The 15,015-nt window shown below is 52.6% G+C and carries 16 protein-coding genes and 1 tRNA gene; 2 read left to right on the forward strand and 15 right to left on the reverse strand.

Features of this window, described 5'->3' with window-relative positions; translation table 11 throughout:
* Nucleotides 1-13 precede the first annotated feature (13 nt).
* Genes ACK8P7_RS04405 through ACK8P7_RS04415 form a run of 3 tightly spaced genes read right to left on the reverse strand, consistent with a single transcriptional unit; the run spans nucleotide 14 to nucleotide 2,298 of the window.
* Nucleotides 14-835 carry a hypothetical protein gene (locus tag ACK8P7_RS04405; protein WP_410043016.1) on the reverse strand — a complete coding sequence of 274 codons (822 nt, stop codon included), beginning with the start codon at nucleotides 833-835 and terminating at the stop codon, nucleotides 14-16.
* Between the two features lie 3 nt (nucleotides 836-838).
* Nucleotides 839-2,140, reverse strand: coding sequence for a tetratricopeptide repeat protein (locus ACK8P7_RS04410; RefSeq protein ID WP_410043017.1), 1,302 nt, complete (start codon nucleotides 2,138-2,140; stop codon nucleotides 839-841).
* A complete protein-coding gene (locus ACK8P7_RS04415; RefSeq protein ID WP_410043018.1) occupies nucleotides 2,137-2,298 on the reverse strand; it encodes a hypothetical protein in 162 nt (53 codons plus the stop codon). The genes ACK8P7_RS04410 and ACK8P7_RS04415 overlap by 4 nt, the downstream gene beginning before the upstream one ends.
* A 348-nt stretch (nucleotides 2,299-2,646) precedes the next feature.
* On the opposite strand from ACK8P7_RS04415, the gene ACK8P7_RS04420 reads away from it, so the two are divergent.
* Both ACK8P7_RS04420 and ACK8P7_RS04425 read left to right on the forward strand, forming a co-directional pair.
* A complete protein-coding gene (locus ACK8P7_RS04420; protein WP_410043019.1) occupies nucleotides 2,647-3,147 on the forward strand; it encodes a COG2426 family protein in 501 nt (166 codons plus the stop codon).
* 119 nt (nucleotides 3,148-3,266) lie between these two features.
* Nucleotides 3,267-3,349, forward strand: a tRNA-Leu gene (locus ACK8P7_RS04425).
* Between the two features lie 432 nt (nucleotides 3,350-3,781).
* Here ACK8P7_RS04425 and rplT read toward each other — a convergent pair.
* The 12 genes from rplT to ACK8P7_RS04485 form a co-directional block, all read right to left on the reverse strand.
* Nucleotides 3,782-4,138 carry a 50S ribosomal protein L20 gene (gene rplT / locus ACK8P7_RS04430; protein ID WP_410043020.1) on the reverse strand — a complete coding sequence of 119 codons (357 nt, stop codon included), beginning with the start codon at nucleotides 4,136-4,138 and terminating at the stop codon, nucleotides 3,782-3,784.
* Nucleotides 4,139-4,166: 28 nt separating this feature from the next.
* Nucleotides 4,167-4,370 (reverse strand): 50S ribosomal protein L35, encoded by a 204-nt coding sequence (gene rpmI / locus ACK8P7_RS04435; RefSeq protein ID WP_410043021.1) that lies wholly within the window; start codon nucleotides 4,368-4,370, stop codon nucleotides 4,167-4,169.
* Between the two features lie 17 nt (nucleotides 4,371-4,387).
* On the reverse strand, nucleotides 4,388-4,909 hold the full coding sequence (infC, locus tag ACK8P7_RS04440; protein ID WP_410043022.1) for a translation initiation factor IF-3: 522 nt from the start codon (nucleotides 4,907-4,909) through the stop codon (nucleotides 4,388-4,390).
* A 298-nt stretch (nucleotides 4,910-5,207) separates the two neighbouring features.
* A complete protein-coding gene (gene yihA / locus ACK8P7_RS04445) occupies nucleotides 5,208-5,822 on the reverse strand; it encodes a ribosome biogenesis GTP-binding protein YihA/YsxC (RefSeq protein WP_410043023.1) in 615 nt (204 codons plus the stop codon).
* A 99-nt stretch (nucleotides 5,823-5,921) separates the two neighbouring features.
* Nucleotides 5,922-7,196: an ATP-dependent Clp protease ATP-binding subunit ClpX gene (gene clpX, locus ACK8P7_RS04450; protein ID WP_410043024.1), complete on the reverse strand. Its 1,275-nt coding sequence runs from the start codon at nucleotides 7,194-7,196 to the stop codon at nucleotides 5,922-5,924.
* Between the two features lie 22 nt (nucleotides 7,197-7,218).
* Entirely contained in the window at nucleotides 7,219-7,869 is a 651-nt protein-coding gene (gene clpP, locus ACK8P7_RS04455; RefSeq protein ID WP_410043025.1) for an ATP-dependent Clp endopeptidase proteolytic subunit ClpP, read from the reverse strand.
* An 89-nt stretch (nucleotides 7,870-7,958) separates the two neighbouring features.
* A complete protein-coding gene (gene tig, locus ACK8P7_RS04460) occupies nucleotides 7,959-9,296 on the reverse strand; it encodes a trigger factor (RefSeq protein WP_410043026.1) in 1,338 nt (445 codons plus the stop codon).
* Nucleotides 9,297-9,473: 177 nt separating this feature from the next.
* Nucleotides 9,474-10,610 (reverse strand): 30S ribosomal protein S1, encoded by a 1,137-nt coding sequence (gene rpsA / locus ACK8P7_RS04465; RefSeq protein ID WP_410043027.1) that lies wholly within the window; start codon nucleotides 10,608-10,610, stop codon nucleotides 9,474-9,476.
* Nucleotides 10,591-11,463: a 4-hydroxy-3-methylbut-2-enyl diphosphate reductase gene (gene ispH / locus ACK8P7_RS04470; RefSeq protein ID WP_410043028.1), complete on the reverse strand. Its 873-nt coding sequence runs from the start codon at nucleotides 11,461-11,463 to the stop codon at nucleotides 10,591-10,593. The genes rpsA and ispH overlap by 20 nt, the downstream gene beginning before the upstream one ends.
* Nucleotides 11,464-11,475: 12 nt before the next feature.
* On the reverse strand, nucleotides 11,476-12,141 hold the full coding sequence (gene cmk, locus ACK8P7_RS04475) for a (d)CMP kinase (protein ID WP_410043029.1): 666 nt from the start codon (nucleotides 12,139-12,141) through the stop codon (nucleotides 11,476-11,478).
* Between the two features lie 79 nt (nucleotides 12,142-12,220).
* Nucleotides 12,221-13,501, reverse strand: a complete 1,281-nt coding sequence (locus tag ACK8P7_RS04480) for an NAD(P)/FAD-dependent oxidoreductase (RefSeq protein WP_410043030.1) — start codon at nucleotides 13,499-13,501, stop codon at nucleotides 12,221-12,223.
* A 104-nt stretch (nucleotides 13,502-13,605) separates the two neighbouring features.
* Nucleotides 13,606-14,925 carry an aspartate kinase gene (locus ACK8P7_RS04485; RefSeq protein ID WP_410043031.1) on the reverse strand — a complete coding sequence of 440 codons (1,320 nt, stop codon included), beginning with the start codon at nucleotides 14,923-14,925 and terminating at the stop codon, nucleotides 13,606-13,608.
* Between the last annotated feature and the right edge of the window lie 90 nt (nucleotides 14,926-15,015).

Genomic DNA, 15,015 nt, shown 5'->3' on the forward strand with positions numbered 1-15,015 from the left:
AGCTGTGTCATCTTTATCTTCCTTCGTGATGTTTTCTGAAATCCATGAGCTGTATGCCATCCATAGAGGCTCTGCCCGTGTCACTATGCGGCTTCGGATCGACCGGATCGTCCAGCCAGTCACCATCGTCGCCTGTGGTTACTGTATCGTTTCCGTCGTCCAGCCAGCCGTCTTCCGGTTCAACCGGATCATCCAGCCAGCCGTTCTCTGGCTCGATCGGATCATCGAGCCACGCCTCTTCCTGCCGGTCCGTGTCCTGCACCGCACTCTTTCGCTTCACAGGCTGTGCTTCTACCTGTTTCGGAGCCGCGCTCGCGCTGCCCCTTCTGTCCGGCGCTGTCTTCGAACACTTCGTCTGCCGCAGAGGCGCATCCTCCATGACGCGGATCTTCCCGCCCTTCTCCTTATAAAACTCGGAGCCGGCGCTCTCGATGTCAAGTTTCGTATCCGGTGCCTCCTCGATCTGCAGAAGCTTGTCGAGCTTCGCCATATAATAGAGACTCTTCCGGTGAAGATCATCGTAGGCCCGTGCATAGCGCACATAGGAAAAGGCCATCATCCCGACGAAGCCGAGCACATAAATGAAAAGAAGGACCCGGACCGCTGCCACGATAAACGGGATGTTCAGATGCATCAGAAGCTCTTCGATATTGATCAGCATCAGCAGCATAGACACCAGAATAAAGCACAGTGTATAGTGCACGAGTGCCATGAACATCCTCCGGGAGAGATAGTCTCCCTTGAAATATCTGCTTACATCCCGTATCGCCTTCCCCTCTTTCCTGTCATAAATCGAAAGCTGGGTCATCAGGCGGATCTTCTCAACATTCAGCATGGATCAGTACCCTCTTGCCTGTCTCGCGCGCTCGGCATAATTTGAATCCGGGTGTGCGCCGATGATTTTATCAAACAGTGTATTTGCTTCCTCCGTTCGTCCCATACTCTGGTAGAGACGTCCGAGGAGATACATATTTTCCGGTTCCTCGCGGATCGCCAGGCTCAGATTATACAGCTCGGCTGCCTGATCCTGGTTTCCGCTGTTCCAGGCGTTGGTCGCCTGGTCGGCGAGCTCCTGATAGATCGAGCCCTCCATCTCCACCTTGATGCTCTGAAGCTGCTGCAGCATCGTCGCATCACTGATCTGCGTCTGATCGAGGTCCGTATAGAGCTTCGCCGCCTGAAGGACATCGCCATTTGCAAGCGCTGTCCGGATCTCGTTCAGTGCCTGGTACTGCCCCATGAAGGAGGCATTGGCATTCTCAAACTGTGAAACCTGCTGAGCTGCCTCGGCGTACTGCGACTCCAGCGTATCATATGAGTCCTTCAGCTCTGCATATTCACGGTTCGAGGCATCGAGTTTCTCGGTATAGGAAATCAGCTCACGGTTGTTCTCCGCATTGAGCGCCTTCGTCTTCGCCGGCATGATCAGCAGATAAAATGCGAAGAGTGCCAGGATGACGCCGACGAAGATGTAGCCGACGACCATCCACGGGGACACCTGCTTCACCTCCTGGGGAATCAGCACATCATCATCCGTCATCTTGCGGTGGGAAAATGCATTCTTCAGGCGGCTCTGCTCGACCTCCTTCCGGCCGGTGTTATGCTTGACCTCATCCATCAGCACGAGGGCCTTCGGGTTGTTGCGATCGATTTTCAGCACGAGGTAGAGGCTGCGTCCCGCCTTCACCCAGTCCTCTCTCTTCATATACAAAAGAGCGAGCAGGATGTGTGCCTTGATATAGTTCGGACTGTCCTCGATGACCTGATTAAGCTGCATGATGGCGAGGTCCTCGTTGTTGTTCTGCGCGTAGTCCAGCGCCTGATTGTAGCGCTTGACATTGTCCGAACAGATTCGGAGGATCGCCGGCTTGCGCTGGACCTCATCGAGATAATGATCCGCGATGTTATCCTGTGGGAGCAGGTTCATACTGATGACCCACTGCACGAGCGCATCCGCGGTCTCACCACACTCGAAAAAGATCAGCCCCAGCAGATTTCGCGCATCCTTCTGATACTTATCGAAGGTCAGCGACTTCTTCAGCAGCTCGGCGGCGCCACTCAGATCGCGCAGACGTGCACGCTCGAGTCCCAGATTATAGTAGCAGTTTGCGATCTGCTCCAGCATTACGTCATACTTCATTTAACGCTCTCATCCTTTTTATGCTTGATGGCCTCCTCGATGAGACTGGTCATGATGTCGTTCATATCGGTGAGATCCACCTTCGCGATCGCATCCTCGATCTGATCGACATCGAGACTCGGCTTAAAACGTTTGATTTCTTCTTCGTAACTGATCATACTATTCTTTCTACAGCTGTTCGGGGACCTGTGGTACCGCGTCAACGCCCGTGATTCCCGGATGGCAGACATCGGTTAGACCGTCTCCCGGCTTACATTTCCTTGTTTCAGTGAGCTGAAATCTGCGCATAGCTTGACACTGTGGGACGCAGTCGATAGAATCGGCATTGTGCCTTTTATGGCGTCGGACAATGCAGGCGACCAGAACTGCCAGCACGCCGCGGGAGACCTCGTTATCTTCCAGATGACGTGTGCGCGCACTTTCAAATCATCTGTTTAGTCTATCACATTCCATAGGGGCATTCAAGAAAACTGAATTACGATATTATTAGGAAATTGAGGTCAAAAATGGAAGCACTTGTAAGCTTTGTCACTACTCACCTGACGGGACTCCTCTCGAAGGACGCCATCGTCTTCATCATTTCCTTGATGCCGATCCTGGAGCTCCGTGGCGGACTCCTCGCATCCTCGCTGCTGGGCGTGCCATATCTGCGTGCACTGATCCTCTGCATCGTTGGAAATCTCCTGCCGATCCCGCTGATCCTTCTCTTCATCGAGAAGATCGTACTGGCCTGTGAGCATTTCGGACCGACACAGGGGATCGCGCGAAAGCTCCGTGAGAAGGTCGAGAAGAACCAGGCATCGATTCAGAAGTATGATTTCTGGGGCCTCGTGCTCTTCGTCGGCATCCCGCTCCCGGGCACCGGCGCATGGACCGGCTCCCTCGTCGCAGGCCTCCTGCACATGCCGCGGAAGAAGTCCTTCCTCGCCATCATCGTCGGCGTACTGCTCGCCTCCGCCATCATGTCGATCGTCTCCTACGGCGTGCTCGGCGCGTTCCTCCACTGAATTCAAATGTGGTGGCCCGGCAGTGGACTCCGTGACCGATCCCACCGCAAAGTCCAATCAAAAAAAGTGAAAATTAGTTGTTGACGAACCCATCTCACCATGCTATTATATACGAGTTCGCGGAAGTGGCGGAACGGCAGACGCGCACGGTTCAGGTCCGTGTGAGGTTACACTCTTGAGGGTTCAAATCCCTTCTTCCGCATCAAAGAATCGATTCATAAGAATCGGTTCTTTTTTATGTGTTTTTCCGAGTTAGATATTTGATTTTTCATCGGGAAACGGAAATCGGCCAGTGCCCATGAGGACCGGCAACAGAAGCCATACGTAGAGGACGTGTAAAATCAAGCCAGGTCCCCTTAGCGGCACTTGGTGCTATCTCTCCTTGGAACCCTCTGCAACGCTGAGTTTTCCTCAAGAAAACTCAGTGATTGCAGAGGGCCTAGTGCCGCTTAGGGTCCCTGGCTTAGAGTTTACCGGCCTCGGAGTACTGTGCTTCTGTTGCCGGCCCTCCTGGGTGCTGGCCGGATTGTCATCGAAATGCGTGTTCGGCCACAGAGTCCATCGCCGGCCTCTTCACGTCCGCACGGCAAACGAGCATTAAAAAACCGACAGGACGAATCCTGTCGGTCGAACATTACTTTGCGAGGTTAGCCTTTGCAGTCTCAGCGAGCTTTGCAAATCCCTCCGGATCAGCGATTGCGATCTCGGAAAGCATCTTACGGTTCATATCGATGCCGGCATTCTTGAGGCCGAACATGAACTTGCTGTAAGAAAGACCATTCAGTCTTGCAGCTGCGTTGATACGAGCGATCCAGAGCTGTCTGAACTGTCTCTTTCTCTCCTTACGGCCTCTGTAGGACTCCGTAAGTGCTCTCATTACGCTCTGCTTCGCTACTCTGTAGTGCTTGGAGCGAGATCCTCTGTAGCCTTTAGCAAGCTTGAGTACTCTATTATGCTTCTTCTTAGCGTTTAATCCGCCCTTAATTCTCATTTTAATTTCCTCCTCTAAAGTCTACAAATCAAAGGTATGGAAGAATCTTCTTCATCGTCTTAACGTTGGTCTGATCAAGGACAGTATCCTTGCGCAGGCCTCTCTTACGCTTCGTTGTCTTCTTGGTGAGAATGTGAGACTTGTAAGCCTTATTTCTTACAAGCTTTCCTGTGCCAGTAACTTTAAAGCGCTTAGCAGCAGCTCTCTTTGTCTTCAGCTTTAACTTTGCCATAACAGCCTCCTGTGATTTTACTTTTTCGGGCTTATTACAATCGCCATGTTTCTGCCTTCTACCTTCGCCGGCTTATCGAGGACAGCGATGTCCTTCAGCTGCTCGGCGAACTCGTCAAGGATGTACTTGGACTGATTCATACGAGACATCTCACGGCCTCTGAATCGAAGAGCGACCTTGACCTTATTGCCCTTCTCGAGGAACTTACGTGCAGCGGATAACTTTGTGTTGAGATCGTTCTGATCGATGTTCGGTGTCATACGGATCTCCTTCAGCTCAGTTACGCGCTGATTACGCTTGGCTTCCTTTTCCTTACGCATCATCTCGTAACGATACTTACCGAAGTCGGCGATCTTTACAACAGGCGGCGTTGCAGTCGGCGCGATCTTAATAAGATCCAGGTCCTTCTCCTTCGCCATCATATAAGCGTCCTTGGAAGACATGATACCGAGCTGCTCGCCCTCTGCACCAATGACTCTTACCTCTCTGTCACGGATCTGCTCGTTAATTTCGATGCTTGCGTTTTTCTTAATAGCCATAAACTCCTCTCCACATACACTGGTCGAATTCAAAAAAATGGCGGATTGTAAGCCAATCCACCATAATGAAAATACACGAAGTAATAATCAAATATGAACCCGGGTCAGCTACAACTGCCAAGGTGAGGTGGATACCTACTTTCCTTTGTCTTTACGACCTTTATAGACTAGCACCAGTCCGCACCGATGTCAAGCCCGTTTTCGGAATTTTGCAATTCCCGGTTTACATCAGATGTAACAGTTCAGACAGGTAAGGGGCCCGGAGGGTCCACTACCTGAGCCCTTACTACATCCAGGCTCACACCTGTGTCTCTGGAGTTTCCGGGGCATCCATAATCTCGTCGATGATCGCATAGATGCTCTCGAGTCCCTGCTTTGATTGGGAGGAGAACGGGATCATCGTACAGTTTTCCGTCGCGTGCAGAGCCTTGCGGATCGCAGCGGTCTGCTTTTTGATCTGTGAGCGATTGATCTTATCCATCTTCGTCAGGATGACGATCGGCTCGAAGCCGGTGACCTGGGTCACGTAGTCGAACATCTGGATGTCGAGCTTCGATGGATCGTGGCGGATGTCTACGAAGAGGATCACCTCCTCGATGTCGTCCGAGGTTTCGAGATAGCGGTTGATCATCCGACCCCACTTCTCCTGCTCGACCGCACCGGTGGATGCATAGCCGTAGCCAGGGAGGTCGACGAGATAAAACCGTTCGTTGATGTTATAAAAGTTGATCGTGCGCGTCTTACCCGGTGTCGAGCTCGTACGGGCGAAGTTCTTTCGATTGACGAAGGCATTGATAAAGGAGGACTTTCCGACATTGGATCGTCCCGCCATGACAAATTCAGGTTTTCCGGTCTTCGGAAGCTCGGATTTTACGCCCAGCACTCTCTCCAGCTCTACAGAAGTGATCTTCATGGAATCTCCTTTTCTTAGTGATGATTGATACCTGACGGATCCAGCTGGTTCAGGATCAGGAAACCCGGTCGGCACATAACCGATCGGGTTTCGTCAAACTCATACAGCCGTATCTGCTGCATCTGCACGAGGGGCTGTTTTCTTCTCTTTACGGGTGATGATCGGTTCGCCCGTGCCCTTCACCACATCCTCCGTGATCTCCACGCTCTGGATGTCCGGCTCGGACGGAATCTCATACATGATGTCCATCATCATATCTTCCATGATGGAGCGGAGTCCTCTGGCACCGGTCTTGCGCTCGGCTGCCTTCTCGGCGATGGCGCTGACTGCCTCATCCGTAAATCGGAGCTCGACACCGTCGATCTCAAACAGCTTCTGATACTGCTTCACGAGCGCGTTCTTCGGGGTCGTCAGAATACGCTTCAGGGTCGCCGCATCATGTGACTGCAGGGTGACATCAACCGGTACTCGTCCGATAAACTCCGGGATCAGACCGAAGCGTACGAGATCCTCCGGCTGTACCTGACGAAGGATGTCATCGTAGTTGTCGCGATTCTTCTCGACGATGTCCGCACCGAAGCCCATCGATCCGGAAGCGACACGCTTCTCGATGATGTGCTCGAGGCCGTCAAATGCACCGCCGCAGATGAACAGGATATTCGTCGTATCGATCTGGATGAGCTCCTGCTGCGGATGCTTCCGTCCGCCCTGAGGTGGTACGGAAGCGACGGTCCCCTCGAGGATCTTCAGCAGTGCCTGCTGAACGCCCTCGCCGGAGACATCACGGGTGATGGAGACATTCTCCGACTTCTTCGTGATCTTATCGATCTCATCGATATAGATGATACCGATCTCCGCACGCTTGATATCATAGTCTGCCGCCTGAATCAGCTTCAGGAGGATGTTCTCGACATCCTCGCCGACATAGCCGGCTTCGGTGAGCGCCGTAGCATCTGCGATTGCGAACGGAACGCCGAGGATGCGGGCCAGGGTCTGTGCCAGGTAGGTCTTACCGGTACCGGTCGGTCCGATCATCAGGATGTTCGACTTTTGAACGTCGATGTCCTTGATTTTAGAGGTGATGCGCTTGTAGTGGTTATAAACCGCTACAGACAGCACCTTCTTCGCCTCATCCTGTCCGATGACATACTCATCGAGGAAATCATGGATCTCCTTCGGCTTCAGAAGATGGATGTCTGAGGTGTCGCTGTCCTCTCTGAAATCACCATCCTGCTCGTTCAGGATCTCCTCGCAGAGCTCGACACACTCGTCACAGATATAATTATTATTTAAACCGGCGATGAGCTTATGTACCTGCTTCGCCGATTTACCGCAGAAAGAACAGCGGATTTTATCGTCTGGTTTCATTTGCATGAATGCAGTCCTCTCGTTCTGGTTAGTCTGATGATGCTGCTACCGGTACTAAGTTCCGTACCTCAGCTGCTTCGCGTGATTCGAAGATATGATCGACGATGCCGTACTCCAGCGCCTGCTGTGCCGTCATCCAGTGATCACGCTCCGTATCCTCCATCACCTTCTCCACCGGCTGTCCGCAGTTCGCTGCGAGGATCTCCGCCATGTGCTTCTTCGTACGAAGGATCCACTCTGCCGTGATCTGGATCTCCGTGGCCTGGCCCTGTGCACCGCCCGACGGCTGGTGAATCATGACCTCAGCATTCGGAAGGATCATACGCTTGCCCTTCGTACCGCCGGCCAGGAGGAAGGCACCCATCGATGCAGCCATGCCGACACAGATGGTGGATACATCGCACTTGATGTAACGCATGGTATCGTAGATCGCCATACCGTCCGTGATCACGCCACCCGGGCTGTTGATGTACAGGCTGATGTCCTTATCCGGATCCTCGGACTCGAGGTACAGAAGCTGTGCGACGACGAGGGAAGCGGTATCATGATTCACTTCATCTCCGAGGAAGATGATACGCTCATTCAGAAGACGGGAGAAGATGTCATAGGAACGCTCTCCTCTGGATGTCGACTGAATGACATACGGAATCGTTGTAATATCTCTAGGTGTTAAATTCATAATGAAACCTCCCTATGAATCTTAAAAAAGGCGGTGCAGTTACCTGCACCGCTAAAAATCTTTAAATCTTCGATGAAGCGATACAGGAATTACTCCTCAGTCTTCTCCTCGTCCTCAGCAGCCTTCTTGGACTTCTTCTCTGCCTTTACAAGGTTCGCCTCAGCTACGAGCATATCGATGGTCTCCTGGAAAGCGATCTCTCTCTTCATGCTCTCCTTCTGCTCCTCGGAAACCGTCTTCTTGAGGTCATCATACTCCATCTTGTACTGCTCTGCGATCTTCTTGAACTCCTCATCTACACGCTCTTCAGCGACGGTGATGTTCTCCTTCTCCATGATGGCTTCGATCACAAGGGACGTCTTGAGATTCTTCTCAGCGCTCTCCTTCATCTGGTCCTTGATCTGCTCTACAGTCTGGCCGGTGATCTTGAGATACTGATCCATCGGGATGCCCTGCTGAGCAAGTCTGGTCTGGTAATCATAGAGCATGTTGTCCAGCTGTGCCTCAAGCATCGGTGCCGGGATCTCTACGGAAGCGTTCTCAACGACCTTTGCGATGACATTTCTCTCATTGGTCGTGGTTGCAGCCTTCTCCTTCTCCTCCTTCAGGGTCTTCTTCAGATCCTTCTTATACTCATCGAGGGTGTCGAACTCAGAAACCTCGGATGCGAACTCGTCGTCAGCAGCCGGAACCTGCTTCTCCTTAACCGTCTTGATGGTGGTTACGAAAAGTGCTTCCTTACCTGCGAGATCCTTTGCGCCGTAGTTCTCCGGGAAGGTAACCTTTACATCGACGGTCTCACCAGCCTTGTGGCCGATCAGCTGATCCTCGAAGCCCGGGATGAAGGTGCCAGAGCCGATGGTCAGCGGGTAATCCTCGCCCTTGCCACCTTCGAACTCAACACCGTCTACGGAGCCCACGAAATCGATGTTTGCGATATCATCCTTCTTGATCTCACGATCAACCTCAACGACACGTGCATTCTTCTCAAGCTCAGCAGCCAGCTTCTCGTTGACTTCCTTTGCGCTTACCGTGGTCTCTGCCTTCTCTACCGTAACGCCCTTATACTCACCGAGGGTAACCTCCGGCTTTACAGCAACGGTTGCTGTGTAGATCACGTTCTGATCCATACCGATCTGTTCTACGCCGATCTCCGGTCTGGAAACGATCTCGAGGCCGGACTCCTTCGCAGCCTCCGGATAGGTCTTATCAAGAATCTCATTGAGCGCATCCTCGAAGAATACCTGTGGTCCGTACATCTTCATGATCATCTCCTTCGGTGCCTTGCCCTTACGGAAACCAGGAAGATTGAACTTGTTACGGTTCTTCTTGTATGCTACATCGATGGCCTTTAAAAACTCAGCATTGTCCACCTCAACGGTCAGCTTAGCCATATTCTTCTCAAGATTTTCAACTTTAACGCTCATTAAGAGTACCTCCGAAACTTTCGTTTTATATATTATGCAAACGCACAGGGGAAATGCGCATACTTCTCCCATGAGTCAACATATCCGAATCAAGAGTATAGCACGTAAAAAAGTCCCACGCAAGGATTTTAAAAAAAGAGAGCCGGACATTTCTGTCCGACCCTCTGTCTATGCGGATTACTCCTCGTCTACGCGCTCAGCCTCAGCCTTGCCTACAGCCTCGATGTCAACGTCTGCAACATCGAGATCCTCCTTGCGCTCCGGCTCAGAAAGAGCCTTCATGCTCAGGGAAATCTTGTGACTGTCTACGTCGAGATCGACGATCTTCGCCTCGATCTCCTGGCCAACCTCGAGAACGTCTGACGGCTTGTTCACATGCTCTCTGGAAATCTGAGATACGTGAAGAAGTGCATCGATGCCCTTCTCAAGCTCTACGAATGCGCCAAAGTCGGTCATACGTGCAACCTTGCCGCTTACAACCGTACCAACAGCGAACTTGGTCTCTGCATCCTTCCACGGGTTCTCATCCGGGAACTTACGTGTAAGAGCGATTCTCTCACCGTTGATCTCCTTAACAAGTACCTTAACCTCCTGGCCGGACTTGAAAAGCTTCTTCGGGTTCTCGATACGGCCCCAGGACATCTCGGAGATATGAAGGAGACCATCAGCGCCACCGAGATCGATGAATGCACCGAAATCAGTAAGGTTCTTAACAACACCGGTACGAACATCGCCGACCTGAAGCTCACTGAAGAGCTTGTCGTGCTGCTCCTTCTTCGTAGCTGCCATAAGCTGCTTACGATCACCGATGACTCTGCGCTTCATCGGATTGAACTCAGTGATCACAAACTGGATATCCTGACCCTGATACTTGGTGAGATCTCTCTCGAAGGTATCAGATACGAGGGATGCAGGGATAAATACACGTGCACCATTTACCTCAACATTCAGGCCGCCCTTGACAACCTGAACAACCTTGCCGGTAAGAACGGTCTGGTTCTCAAATGCATCCTTGAGCTCCTCGGAAGCCTTGGAAGCAAGAGCCTCTCTGTGAGAAAGAACAACCTGTCCCTCTCCATCGTTTACCTTCTTTACCTTGCACTCGATTTCATCGCCGACATTGACTACTGTGGTGAGGTCTACAGTGTTATCTGCGCTGTAATCACTTCTGGTCATGATACCATCGGACTTGTACCCAATGTTGAGTGCAATCTCGTCAGGCTTTACACTAATAACCTTACCAGTAACAATCTCCCCTGCATGAATAGACTTTAATGATGCGTCAAGCATCTGTTCAAAACTCATCTCTGACATAATTTTGAACCTCCTCAATAATTTCTTTCGGGGTGCTTGCCCCAGCTGTAATACCTACGTTTTGAACCGCTTCATCCTGAACGAAGTTAAGATCTCCAACCGTTTGTATCAACTGGGTGTTACGACACTGGTCTTTACAAATCTCAAAAAGTTTCTTCGTGTTGGAGGAACTGCGTCCCCCAATGACAATCATGGCGTCGGACTGTTTCGCCAGTTCCTTCGCCTCCGACTGTCGCTCAAACGTTGCGTTGCAAATCGTATTAATAGCATTAACATAATAATGCTTTTTTTTCAAAATATCAATAATCAGTTTGAATTTATCGATATTAAACGTGGTTTGTGACACAACGACCACGCTTCTGCCCTCTCCGTTTGGTAATTTTTCAGCGGTTTCGATGTCCGGAATCGCAGAAATGCCGCCTTCCGCCCAGCCCATGATGCCGATCACCTCCGGATGCTCCGGGTTTCCGGTCACGAAGACCTCTTCACCGGCTGCTGTGTGCTGCTGCACGAGGCGCTGGATCTTCTGGACGAAGGGGCACGAAGCATCGACGGCTTCGACCTTCTGCTTTTCAAGCAGCTCATAGATGTGCTTCGGCACCCCATGTGCACGGATGATGACGATGCCGTCGTGAAGCGTCGCAAGCTCCTCCTCGGATTCGAGTACCTCCACGCCCTCTGCGGCGAGCTTCTGGATCACGGTTTCATTATGCACGATCGGTCCGTACGTATAGATCGAACGCTGTTCATCGAGCGGTTTTTCATGCTCCTCCTCGAGTACGCGGTACACGGTATCAACCGCGCGCTGCACGCCGAAGCAGAAGCCGGCGGTTTTTGCAAGTGTTACCTTCATATCGCGCCGACCTCAATGCTGCATACAGATCTCGAGGATACGGTCGATCGTCTCATCGATGGTCAGTGTCGAGCTGTCGACGAGCACCGCCTCCGGCACCTGGATGAGTGGGGAATGCTGACGATGCATATCGCGGTCATCCCGCGCACGGATCTCCGCCTCAACCTCTGCGATGTCACAGGTCTCTCCCTTTTCACGGAGTTCGTTCGCACGACGATGTGCGCGTTCCTCGACGGATGCAGTGAGATAGATCTTCGTATCCGCATGCGGAAGCACCTTCGATGCGATATCCCGGCCATCCATCACGACCGAGGTATGCTCCGCGAGGCTCTGCTGCAGCTTCACCATCTTCTCCCGCACGGCCGGATACTGGGACACCGTGGATGCGGCATCACCGACCTGCTGGGTACGAATCCGGGTGGAGACATTGGCGCCGTTCAGGAAGACCTGCTGAGCTCCTTCCTCATCATAGGCGATCGTGATGTCGATGTCGCGCACCGCCTCCGACACGCGCGCCTCATCCGTGAGGGCGATAGCCTGATCGAGACAGAACAGACCGACGGCACGATACATGGCACCGGTATCGATATAAACATAGCCGAGTTCTCGCGCTACGGCCTTCGCAATCGTCGACTTGCCGGCACCCGCCGGCCCATCGATGGCAATACTATATGGCATAACAGCCTCCTTCATATTTCACATTGTTACAATTCAGGTCAGTGCTCGCAGGGGCGGTGACCTGAATTGTTCCATTTATCTAATATTTATAATTGAGTGCTTCAGCGGCAGACTTACCGGCGAGGTGGCCGGTGGAGAAGGCCATCTGCATATTGAAGCCGCCGGTATAGCCGTCGACGTCGATGACCTCGCCGGCGAAGTACAGTCCCTTCACCTTCTTCGCTTCCATCGTTTTCGGATTCAGCTCCTTCACAGCGACGCCACCCTGGGTGACGATGGCCTCCTTGAAGCTGCCGGTACCGCGGATCGTGAAGCTGAAATCCCGGATGAGGCCCGCGATCTTCTTCCGTGTCTCGCGATCGACCTCGGTGACCTTTCGATTGATATCGACCCCCTGCGCGGCGAGTCGTGCCGTGAAGACCGGAATCAGCTGCGATGGGAGGAGCTCGGAAAACGCATTGCGGAGCTCCTTATTCCGATAGGTATCAAAATCACGGAGCAGGCGACGGTCGAGCTCTGCATCCTCCAGCGCCGGCTTCAGGTCGATGTGCACGGTGAGGAGCTTCCACTTTTTATGGTCGGAAGCATTGACGAGCTTCGTTACGACCGCCGATGCCGAGATGATCACCGGGCCACGCAGTCCGCTCTCCATAAACTCGAGCTCACCGAAGTCCCGGTAGTAGCTTTTTCCATCCTCGTCCCGGATATCGATCGCGATGTTTCGGAGGCTTAAGCCCTTCAGACGGTAGGCATCCGGTTCATGCACCTCGAGGGCGACGAGGGACGGATAGGTTTCCGTCACCTGGAGGCCAGCCTCCTCGGCGAAGCGATAGCCATCACCGGTAGAGCCGGTCGACGGATAGCTGCGGCCGCCGGTCGCGACGATCACCGCATCCGCCGGCAGGAAGCCACGATCCGTCACCACACCACGGACCTGCCCGTCCCGAAGCTCGATCTTCTTCACCTCGGTCTTATAGCGGATCTCGACGCCCAGTTTCTTGATAGAGTGCTTAAGTGCATCCGTGATACTGTAGGCATGATCCGATACCGGGAAGACTCGGTCGCCACGCTCAACCTTCGTCCGGCAGCCGTGCGCCTCCAGCAGCTCGATCGTATCCTGATTCGTGAAGTCATACAGTGCCGAGTACAGAAAACGCGGATTCGTCACATACTGCGGAAAGAAATCCTCGATGGCCACCGCATTCGTCAGATTGCCGCGCCCCTTTCCCGTGATGAAGATCTTTTTTCCGAGTTTATCATTCTTTTCTATTAAAACCACATCGGCGTCCGCCGCGGTTTCCTTCGCCGCGATCGCCGCCATCAGTCCGGCAGCTCCGCCGCCGATCACAATTATTCTCATCGTTTTATCCTCGCTTCGCGCATTATATCATATGTCCGGGCATGATAAAAGTCCCGGGGCGGCCATTGAAAGCCTGCCCCCGGGACTTATGTCAAACATTCATATTATTTAGCGCTCATGACGAACATCTTGTAGATGGCACGGATGGCTTTTTCGAAATCCTCGTTCCGTACACCGATGATGATGTTGTACTCGCTGGAGCCCTGGTCGATCATCTTGATGTTGATGTACTCATGGGCGAGTGCAGAGAATACACGACCGGCCACACCACGGGATGACTTCATGCCACGTCCGACGACCGCGATCAGAGCGATGTCCGACTCGAGCTCGATGAGGTCCGGATTCACGGCACGCTGGATGCCGTTCAGGATCTTCTGCTCACAGTGCTCGAGCTCCTCCTGATGGATGACGAGGGTCATCGTATCGATACCGGACGGGATGTGCTCGAAGGAGATGTTGTTGTCCTCGAGGACGGAAAGAAGCTTCCGGGCGAAGCCGATCTCCGAGTTCATCATCGCCTTTTCGATGTTGATCGCACAGAAATCCTTCTTTCCGCTGACACCGGTGATGATGAAACGCGGCTTCTTCAACGTATTCTGCACGATGAGGGTACCATGATCCTCCGGACGGTTCGTGTTCTTGATCTGGATCGGGATACCCTCACGGCGTACCGGGAAGATCGCGTCCTCATGCAGTACACCGGCACCCATGTAACTCAGCTCACGAAGCTCACGGTAGGTGATGTAATCGATGACCTCCGGATTCGGCACGATGCGTGGATCCGCAACGAGGAAGCCGGATACATCCGTCCAGTTCTCATAGAGATCGACATGCTCCGCCGCTGCGATCAGGGAGCCGGTCACGTCTGAGCCGCCACGGCTGAAGGTAACGACCTCACCCTTCTCGTTCGCACCATAGAAGCCCGGGAATACCGCATAATCGATATCCTTCAGTGCTGCGCGGATGCCCTCTTCCGTCTTCTGGTAATCACAGCACCGGTCCTCCTTGAAGACAAAGCAGCTTGCAGAATCGATGAAGCTGAAGCCGAGATAGGCCGCCATCAGCTTCGCATTCAGAAACTCACCGCGGGAAGCCGCATAATCACGATCTGCACCAGCCTTGAGATCCTGCTCGATCCGATCGAAGTCCGCTGCCAGACTGAAATCGAGCCCGAGGCCGTCAATGATCTCCTGATAACGATCCTTGATCGTCTGAAGCGTCTCCTGGAACTTCTTCTCATCTTCGACTGCATCCTGGAGACGATAGAGAAGATCGGTCACCTTCGTATCGCCGGAAGCCCGCTTACCTGGTGCCGAAACCACGATATAGTGTCTCGACTTATCAGAAAGAACGATGTCCTTTACTTTTCTGAACTGTTCCGCGGAGGCGCAGGAGCTTCCGCCAAATTTTGCAACCTTGATCATTTCGTACTCCCTCCAAATTTGGCATTTTGCCGCATTATATCATCGTGCTTCAAAATACTCAATATAATTAATAATCATGAGAAGTATAGA

It is taken from the genome of Oribacterium sp. P9 (genome assembly GCF_046365365.1).
Taxonomy (GTDB): Bacteria; Bacillota; Clostridia; order Lachnospirales; family Lachnospiraceae; genus Oribacterium.

Coding starts and splice junctions, on each gene's coding strand:
- rpsA (WP_410043027.1), bottom strand. CDS start 10,610: ATGTCAGAGATGAGTTTTGAACAGATGCTTGACGCATCATTAAAGTCT.
- clpX (WP_410043024.1), bottom strand. CDS start 7,196: ATGCAAATGAAACCAGACGATAAAATCCGCTGTTCTTTCTGCGGTAAA.
- yihA (WP_410043023.1), bottom strand. CDS start 5,822: ATGAAGATCACTTCTGTAGAGCTGGAGAGAGTGCTGGGCGTAAAATCC.
- ACK8P7_RS04410 (WP_410043017.1), bottom strand. CDS start 2,140: ATGAAGTATGACGTAATGCTGGAGCAGATCGCAAACTGCTACTATAAT.
- ACK8P7_RS04405 (WP_410043016.1), bottom strand. CDS start 835: ATGCTGAATGTTGAGAAGATCCGCCTGATGACCCAGCTTTCGATTTAT.
- ACK8P7_RS04485 (WP_410043031.1), bottom strand. CDS start 14,925: ATGATCAAGGTTGCAAAATTTGGCGGAAGCTCCTGCGCCTCCGCGGAA.
- ACK8P7_RS04415 (WP_410043018.1), bottom strand. CDS start 2,298: ATGATCAGTTACGAAGAAGAAATCAAACGTTTTAAGCCGAGTCTCGAT.
- rpmI (WP_410043021.1), bottom strand. CDS start 4,370: ATGGCAAAGTTAAAGCTGAAGACAAAGAGAGCTGCTGCTAAGCGCTTT.
- ispH (WP_410043028.1), bottom strand. CDS start 11,463: ATGAAGGTAACACTTGCAAAAACCGCCGGCTTCTGCTTCGGCGTGCAG.
- ACK8P7_RS04420 (WP_410043019.1), top strand. CDS start 2,647: ATGGAAGCACTTGTAAGCTTTGTCACTACTCACCTGACGGGACTCCTC.
- rplT (WP_410043020.1), bottom strand. CDS start 4,138: ATGAGAATTAAGGGCGGATTAAACGCTAAGAAGAAGCATAATAGAGTA.
- infC (WP_410043022.1), bottom strand. CDS start 4,909: ATGGCTATTAAGAAAAACGCAAGCATCGAAATTAACGAGCAGATCCGT.
- tig (WP_410043026.1), bottom strand. CDS start 9,296: ATGAGCGTTAAAGTTGAAAATCTTGAGAAGAATATGGCTAAGCTGACC.
- ACK8P7_RS04480 (WP_410043030.1), bottom strand. CDS start 13,501: ATGAGAATAATTGTGATCGGCGGCGGAGCTGCCGGACTGATGGCGGCG.
- clpP (WP_410043025.1), bottom strand. CDS start 7,869: ATGAATTTAACACCTAGAGATATTACAACGATTCCGTATGTCATTCAG.
- cmk (WP_410043029.1), bottom strand. CDS start 12,141: ATGCCATATAGTATTGCCATCGATGGGCCGGCGGGTGCCGGCAAGTCG.